This window comes from Streptomyces sp. JB150 (genome assembly GCF_011193355.1).
In the GTDB taxonomy this organism is placed as follows: Bacteria; Actinomycetota; Actinomycetes; order Streptomycetales; family Streptomycetaceae; genus Streptomyces.
In genome coordinates, this window is record NZ_CP049780.1 from 6,533,103 (window position 1) to 6,540,533 (window position 7,431).

Sequence of the window (7,431 nt, forward strand, 5' to 3'; positions counted from 1 at the left end):
GTAGCCGCAGCCGTAGCCGCTCACAACGGGGTCAGGTGCCCCGGACCCGGCTGCGGCTGGGGCTGGCGGGGTACCAGCGGCTCGGTCCGCGGCACGGCGGGCACGGCGGGCGCGGTCGCGACGGTCGGTGCCACGGCCCGCGCGGCCGGGCCGGGCGCGGCCGCGGCCGCCGGCTGGGGGGTCGTCCGGGCGAGCAGCACCACGCCCCACGACGCCAGCGCCGCTCCCGCCAGCGCCAGCAGCACTCCGGCGGGCCCGCCCTGGAGGCGTTCACCGAGGAGGGAGAGGCCGATCACCGCGGCGGCCACCGGGTTGGCCAGGGTGACCATCGCCAGCGGCGCGCCCAGGCCGCCCCGGTAGCCGGTCTGCGCGAGCAGCAGCCCGCCGGTCGCGAACGCCGCGACCAGCAGCGCCACGGAGACCACCCGCACGTCGAGCACGGGTCCCGTGTGGTCGGTGGCGGCGACCGTCACGGTCTGGGTGAGCGCGGAGGCGACACCCGAGGCGATCCCGGAGGCGGTGGCGTGCCGCAGTCCGGGCCGCGCGCCGGGCCAGGCCAGCGAGCCGATCAGTACGGTGGTGACTCCCGCGACGACCAGTGCCTCGGGCACGCTGAGCACGTCGTCGGGCGCGGGCCCGGACGCCGTGACGAGGAGCGCGGCCAGCCCCGCCAGGGTGAGCGCGGTGCCCCGCCACTCGGCCGCGCTGACCCGCCGCCCGGCGATGCGCGCGCCCAGCGGCACCGCCGCGACCAGGGTGAGCGCTCCCAGCGGCTGCACCACGGTCAGCGGCCCGTACTTCAGGGCGACGACGTGCAGCAGCGCGCCGGTGGCGTTGAGCGCCACCGCCACCCACCACGCGGCGCTGCCGAGCAGCCGCAGCGTCCCGGCGCCGGAGGTGCGCGCGGCCAGCCGCTCCTGGGCGACCGCGGCGGCCGCGTAGGCGACGGCGGAGAACAGGGAGAGGACGAGCGCGAGGGCGGTGGCGCTCACCGGGCCGACTCCACGAGGGCGGGCTGTGCGGCGGGTGAGGGTACGGGCGCCGGTGCGGGTGCGGGCAGCCTCTGACCGGGGAGCGGGGGAGGGGCCGCCGTACCGCCGCCGCTCAGGCTGGTCACGTCGGCGCTCAGGCCGCTCACGTCGGTGCGGTCCGGTACGGCGTCCACGGTGGTCACGTCGGCCGTGTCCGGTGCGGTCCGGCGCCGTGGCGGTCGCAGGACGGCCAGGGCGAGGCCGAGCAGGGCGGCGGCCACGAGGGCGTCGAGCCAGTAGTGGTTCGCGGTGCCCACGATCACCAGCAGGGTGAGCAGCGGGTGCAGCAGCCACAGCCACCGCCGGCGGGTCCGGGTCGCGGCGACCAGCCCGATCGCCACCATCAGCGCCCAGCCGAAGTGCAGTGACGGCATCGCCGCGAACTGGTTGGAGAGGGTGTCGGTGGCGGGCGGACCGTACACCGACGGGCCGTACACCCGCCCGGTGTCCACCAGCCCCGCCGCCGCGAGCATCCGGGGCGGGGCGAGCGGGAACGTGAGGTGCAGCATCAGGGCGGCGGCGGTCACCGCGGCCAGCACCCGGCGGGCCCAGAGGTAGTGCCCGGGACGGCGCAGGTACAGCCAGACGAGGAAGGCGGCCGTGGCCGGGAAGTGCACGGTCGCGTAGTAGGCGTTCGCGACCCGCACGAGGGTGTCGCCGTGCAGCAGCAGCGACTGCACCAGGTCCTCGCCGGGCAGGTGGGCCGCTCGCTCCCAGTCCCACACCCGGTCCGCGTTGCGGCGGGCCTCGCCGGTGTGGCCGGTCGCCAGCCGGCGGCCCAGCTTGTAGACGAGGAAGAGCCCCGCGACGAGCAGGAACTCACGGACGAGCGGGGGCCGGGCTATCGCTGCGGACTCCGCCTCTTCAGGCTCGGTGCGGGCATTCATCCCCCGGCCCTTTCGCTGACGGTGGTGCGTGGGTGGTATGTCCGGAACCTGGTGTTCCGGTCACGCGGTCGCTCATCTTATCGATACGTCCGCGTACCGATACGCAAGTGTACCGATACGGTCCGGTACCGGTACACTGGTCTCGACAGGGCCGGACTTCGCGGGATCGCACCTCAATCCCACGGGAGCGTCCTGGAATCTCGCTCGAATCAGGGAGAACCGCCGATGACGTCGCAGGCCGCGGACCGACCGGAGACGGTCGTCGCCTCGCGCCGCTCCAAACTCACCCCCGAGCGTGAGCAGGAGTTCTTCGACGCCGTCCTGGAGCAGATCCGCGAGTGCGGCTACGACGCCGTGACCATGGAGGGCGTCGCCGCCCGCACCCGGTGCAGCAAGTCCACGCTGTACCGGCAGTGGAAGACCAAACCGCAGTTCGTGGCCGCCGCCCTGCGCTCCAGCCGGCGGGTGCGGTTCGCCGGCATCGACACCGGCTCGCTCGCCGGGGACCTGCGCGAGGTCGCCCGCTGCGCCGCCGCGTGGTCGGCGAAGGACACCAAGCTGCACCAGGCGCTCGGGCACGCCGTGACCCAGGACAAGGAACTGGCGTGCGCGCTGCGCGAGGCGCTGGTGGAGCCGGAGCTGGCCGCGCTGGAGGAGATCCTGCGCCGGGGCGTCGAGCGCGGTGAGGTGCCCGCCGGGCATCCGGCGCTGCCGTTCGTGCCCGCGCAGCTCTTCGGCGTCCTGCGGGTCAGGCCCGTCCTGGACGGCGAGTACGCCGATCCGGACTACCTGGTCCGGTTCGTGGAGGCCGCCGTGCTCCCGGCACTGGGCCTCACCTGAAGACCCAGGCCGCGCCGTCCGCGGGATGACTGGACGGCCGGTCTGACCGCGCCGCACCGTGGGGACGGGGGCGGCGCGCACCCCCCGGCCGGGTGGGGTTCCTCTGGAGCGGAGAGGCGCCCCACCCGGCCGGCTCGTCGGTGCCGGGCGGTCAGACGTCCTGCCCGTAGCCGCCGCCGGGGGCGGCCTTGATGCTCTTCGTGATCTCGTCGATGAGGGACACCGTCTGGTCGGCGTCCACCCCCACGCGCACCACGACGATCCGGCCGGTGTCCGCCGGGGAGGGGAAGGCGACCGACTGGACGAGACCGTCGGCGCCCTTGCTGGTGACCGCCTTCCAGCGGACCAGGTAGCCCTTCTGCCCCGCCACGGTCACCGCCTGGGAGGCGAGCACCTGGTGGGAGCTGATCTCGCCGTAGGAGGCGCCGCCGTAGGACTCCTCGGCGTTCTCGGCGATGTCCGCCTTCGCGACCGCCTCCGGGGTGCCGCCCTTCGTCTCCAGCAGCTCGGCGGGCGCCGAGTACGCACCGCCCTTCGTGCAGGTCTGGGACGTCTCGCCGGGGCAGGGGTAGGTGTCCTCCGACGACAGCTGGGCGCCCACGGCCATCGTCCGCCCGCTCCAGCCGTCGGGCACCTTGAAGCTGATGCCGTTGACCGGGTCGGACACCGTGCCGCCGCCCTCGACCTCGGGCGCCCGCGACTGCCCCGGGCCCGGCTCGTCGCCGTCCTGCCCGCCGGAGCCGCTGTCGCCGCCGTCGCCGTCGCCGAACGGGCCGTCCTGCCCGCCCGAGCCCGGCCCCTGCTGGGAGTCGGCCCGGCTCGCGCCGCCGTCGTCGTCCTTGGTCAGCGCGTACACGCCGACACCGATGCTCGCCAGCACCGCGGCGGCCACGGCGACCGCGATACCGGTCCGCAGCCACCGCCGCGACCGGGGCGGCGGCTGCGCGGGGTACCCCGGATAGCCGGGGTGTGCCGGGTAACCGGGGTGCACCGGATAGCCGGGTTGCGTGGGGTAGCCGGACTGGGCCAGGTGGCCCGGCTGGGCCGGATAGGCGGGAGCCGCCGGGTAGGCCTGGCTCGCCGGGTAGCCGGACTGGGCCGGATGGCCGGGCTGGGCCGGGTAGGCGGGGTACGCCGGTTGGCCGGGCCGGCCCGCGTGGCCGGGGTACGCCGGGTGGGCCTCATCGGGTCGGCCGGGCTGGGCCGGGTAGGCGGGGTGGGCCGGGTGACCGGGCTGCGCGGCACCGGGCTGTGCGGCACCGCCGGGCTGTGCGGCACCGCCGGGCTGCGCCGCGTCAGCGGGCTGTCCGCCGTCCTCGGGCCGTCCGGCGTCCTCGGGGTGTCCGGCGTCCTGGGACCGGCCGGCATCCGCGGGCTGTCCGGCGTCGCCGGTCCGTCCCGCCTCGGCGGCCTGCCCGGCGGCGACGATGTGCTCGGTGCCTTGCGCCCGTCCCGCCTCGGCGGTCCGCCCCGCGCCCCCGGCGTCCGGCGCGGAGCCGGGCTGCACGGCGCCCTCGCCCTGTCCCGCGCCCTCGGCATCCGCCGCCCCGGCGGTCTGCTCCCCGCCACCGGACCGCACCGCGTCAGCGGGCTCCCCGGCGTCAGCGAGCTGCGCCGCGCCAGTGGACTGCGCCGCGTCGGCAGGCTGCCCCGCGTCGGCCCCGCGCGCGTCAGCCGCCTGACCCGTGTCGTCGGTCCGGGGCGCCTGCTCCGGCTGGGTCTGTCGGTCCGCCGCCGGTGGACCCCAGGCGGCGGCCGACCCCGCGGGACGTATCCGGTCCGTCCACGCCTTGCCGTCCCACCAGCGCTCGGTGGCGGGACCGTCACTTGTCTGCCCGGGGTCGGGATACCACCCGGGAGGAGTCACCTGCGTCATGACCCCACCGTATGAGGCGACGGTGAAAGCCGGATGAGAGGGATCAGGTCCTTCGGCCGCCGATAACGGACACACCCTCACGTACCGCTCACTCCGCCCCTGACGCCTCCACCACCAGCCGCTCCGGCGCGCGCCGCGCCGCCGGTGGCAGCCGCAGTCCGGACCGGCCCGGCGTGACCGACCCCAGGACGCTCGGATGCCGGGCGCCGGTGCTCGCCGGGACGGTGCCCGGCAGGCCGTGCGCGGTCAGGAAGCCGAGGACGGCGAAGGCGTACGCCTCCTTCGCGTCCGCGGGCAGGCCCAGTTCGTCCGAGGTGCGCACCGCGACCCCGGCCAGCCGCTCGCGCAGCATCCGCATCAGCACCGGGTTGCGGGTGCCGCCGCCGGAGGCGATCACCTCCGTGCCGCCGACCCGCCGCACCGCGTCGGCGACCGTCTCGGCGGTCAGCCGGGTCAGCGTGGCGAGGACGTCCGCGGCGGGCATTGCGCCGAGACCGGACAGCGCCCGGCGCAGTTGGCCGGCGTGGAACAGCTCCTTGCCCGTCGTCTTCGGCGGCGGCAGCGCGTAGTACGGCTCCGCCAGCAGCCGTTCCAGCAGCTCCGGCCGGACGGTGCCGCGCGCCGCGAGGGCGCCTTCCGCGTCGTAGGACAGCCCGCCGCCGGACTCCCGGGCCGCCGCGTCGAGCAGCGCACACCCCGGCCCGGTGTCGAAGGCCGTGCCGTCGGGCGCGGTGAGGTTCGCGATGCCGCCGATGTTCAGGGCGACCGGGGTGCCCGGCCGGCCGCGCAGCCACAGCAGGTCGACCAGGCTGACCAGCGGCGCGCCCTGCCCGCCCGCGGCGACGTCACGGGGCCGGAAGTCGGAGACCACCGGCAGCCCGGTGGCCTCCGCGATCCAGGCGGGCTGCCCCAGCTGGAGCGTGCCGTACACCCGCCCCGCCTCGGCCCAGTGGTACACGGTCTGCCCGTGCGAGGCCACCAACTCGGCGCGTCCGTCGCACAGTTCGCGGTCGGCGCGGTGGGCTGCCGCGGCGAAGGCCTGCCCGATCCGGGTGTCCAGCCGGCACACCTGCGCCAGCGAGCAGGTCCCCGGCGGCAGCGCCGCCGCGAGCGCAGCCCGCAGCGCGGCGTCGTACCGCTCGCTCACCATGCCGAGCGGCCTCAGCACCAGGCAGTCCCCGACGAGGCGCACGTCGGCCGCCGCCGCGTCGATCGCGTCGTACGACGTGCCCGACATCAGCCCGATCACCCGCATCCGGTCACCGCGCCTCCTCCGTCGCCAAAGTCCGCGCCGGTGCCGTCGCCGTCGCCAGGGCGAGTGCGCTGACCGCGCAGGCCGCCGCCGCGTAGTAAGCGGGCACGTCCACGTTCCCGGTGCGCTCCACGGTCTCCGTGATGACGAGCCCGGCGCAACCGGAGAAGACCGCGTTGGACAGGGCGTAGGCGAGCCCGAGGCCGGTGTAGCGCACGGTCGTCGGGAACATCTCCGCGAGCAGCGCCGGACCCGGACCCGCCATCAGCCCCACCACCGCGCCCGCCGCGCACACCGCCAGACCCTGCGCCACCCGCGACGCGCCCGGATCTTGGAGCAGGTTCAGCAGCGGCACCGCGAGCACGACCACGAGCAGCGCGCCGGTCAGCATCACCGCCCGCCGGCCGACCCGGTCGCTGAGCGCGCCCGCCGGGAGGATCGCCGCCGCGAAGCCCAGGTTGGCCAGGACCGTGGCGACGAGCGCCTGCTGGAAACTCGCGTCGAGAGTGCTCTGGAGGTAGGAGGGCAGGACGACGAGGAAGGTGTATCCGGCCGCCGCCCAGCCCATGATCCGTCCCGCGCCGAGCGCGACGGCCCGCACCACCTCCCGGCCGGGCGGCCGGACCACCGCGCCCGCGCCCGCCGCGCGGAAGGCCGGCGTCTCGTCCAGCCGCAGTCGCAGCCACAGCGCGCCCAGTCCCATCGGCAGCGCCAGCAGGAACGGCAGCCGCCACCCCCAGGCGCTCACCTGCCCCTCGCTCAGCACGGTGGCGAGCAGGGCGGCCACGCCCGCCCCGGCGAGCAGGCCGAGCGCCACCGTGAACGACTGCCACGCCCCGTACAGTCCCCGCCGGCCCGGCGGCGCGGACTCCGTCAGCACCGACACCGCCCCGCCGAACTCGCCGCCCGCGCTCAGTCCCTGCACGACCCTCAGGAACGTCAGCAGCCAGGGCGCGAGCGCCCCGGCCGTGTCGTAGGTCGGCAGCGCGCCGATCAGTGTCGTCGCGGCCGTCATCAGCGTGACGACCAGGACCAGCACCGGACGCCGGCCGATCCGGTCGCCCAGCCGCCCGAACAGGGCCGCGCCCACCGGGCGGAAGAAGAACGCCAGCGCGAACGAGGCGTACGTCCGCACCAGGGCCTCGATCTCGCCGCCGCCCTCGGGCGTGAAGAAGCGCGCCGCGATGACCGTGGCGAAGTAGCCGTAGACACCGAACTCGTACCACTCGATGAAGTTGCCCACCGAGCCCGCGACCAGTGCCCGGCGGGACCGCGTCGGTGCCTCAGCCATGCCAACCAGCGTTGGTGGCAACATATCTGACTGTCAATCACTTTCACCGGACCGGCCGACACCGTCCGCCGCGTCGCCCTCAATACATGCTGTGACCCGGGACGGCAAGAGGTCGGACGACCCTCCACCACGAACCGGCCGGTAGGGCTACGCTCACCCTGTACGTCGTTCGGGCGACTAGGTTCTGTCGTCAAATGTCACGCCCACATCAGGAGTGAGGCGAGGGTGACGGCTGCTTCATAGGACTCGGCGGT

The 7,431-nt window shown here is 75.6% G+C and carries 6 protein-coding genes and 1 pseudogene; 1 reads left to right on the forward strand and 6 read right to left on the reverse strand.

Annotation, left to right across the window (positions count from 1 at the left end):
* Nucleotides 1–20: 20 nt before the first annotated feature.
* Nucleotides 21–992, reverse strand: a complete 972-nt coding sequence (locus tag G7Z13_RS29760; RefSeq protein WP_166003387.1) for a DMT family transporter — start codon at nt 990–992, stop codon at nt 21–23.
* Entirely contained in the window at nt 989–1,918 is a 930-nt protein-coding gene (locus tag G7Z13_RS29765; protein WP_166003388.1) for a phosphatase PAP2 family protein, read from the reverse strand. The genes G7Z13_RS29760 and G7Z13_RS29765 overlap by 4 nt, the downstream gene beginning before the upstream one ends.
* A gap of 225 nt (nt 1,919–2,143) precedes the next feature.
* On the opposite strand from G7Z13_RS29765, the gene G7Z13_RS29770 reads away from it, so the two are divergent.
* Entirely contained in the window at nt 2,144–2,758 is a 615-nt protein-coding gene (locus G7Z13_RS29770; protein WP_166003390.1) for a TetR/AcrR family transcriptional regulator, read from the forward strand.
* Nucleotides 2,759–2,909: 151 nt separating this feature from the next.
* Here the strand turns inward: G7Z13_RS29770 and G7Z13_RS29775 are convergent, their stop codons facing one another.
* From G7Z13_RS29775 to G7Z13_RS29790, 4 genes and pseudogenes are all read right to left on the reverse strand, one after another.
* The gene (locus G7Z13_RS29775) at nt 2,910–3,788 is read right to left on the reverse strand and encodes a hypothetical protein (protein WP_166005433.1); all 879 of its coding nucleotides are present in this window, start codon (nt 3,786–3,788) and stop codon (nt 2,910–2,912) included.
* 702 nt (nt 3,789–4,490) lie between these two features.
* Nucleotides 4,491–4,634, reverse strand: a pseudogene (locus G7Z13_RS29780) (DUF2510 domain-containing protein); the annotation flags it as partial.
* An 88-nt stretch (nt 4,635–4,722) separates the two neighbouring features.
* On the reverse strand, nt 4,723–5,889 hold the full coding sequence (locus tag G7Z13_RS29785) for an anhydro-N-acetylmuramic acid kinase (RefSeq protein ID WP_166003393.1): 1,167 nt from the start codon (nt 5,887–5,889) through the stop codon (nt 4,723–4,725).
* Nucleotides 5,890–5,893: 4 nt separating this feature from the next.
* Nucleotides 5,894–7,177: an MFS transporter gene (locus G7Z13_RS29790; protein WP_240926387.1), complete on the reverse strand. Its 1,284-nt coding sequence runs from the start codon at nt 7,175–7,177 to the stop codon at nt 5,894–5,896.
* Nucleotides 7,178–7,431: the final 254 nt, after the last annotated feature.

Excerpts from the sequence above, each read along its gene's own strand:
- G7Z13_RS29765 (WP_166003388.1), bottom strand. The coding sequence starts at position 1,918 with ATGAATGCCCGCACCGAGCCTGAAGAGGCGGAGTCCGCAGCGATAGCC.
- G7Z13_RS29785 (WP_166003393.1), bottom strand. The coding sequence starts at position 5,889 with ATGCGGGTGATCGGGCTGATGTCGGGCACGTCGTACGACGCGATCGAC.
- G7Z13_RS29790 (WP_240926387.1), bottom strand. The coding sequence starts at position 7,177 with ATGGCTGAGGCACCGACGCGGTCCCGCCGGGCACTGGTCGCGGGCTCG.
- G7Z13_RS29770 (WP_166003390.1), top strand. The coding sequence starts at position 2,144 with ATGACGTCGCAGGCCGCGGACCGACCGGAGACGGTCGTCGCCTCGCGC.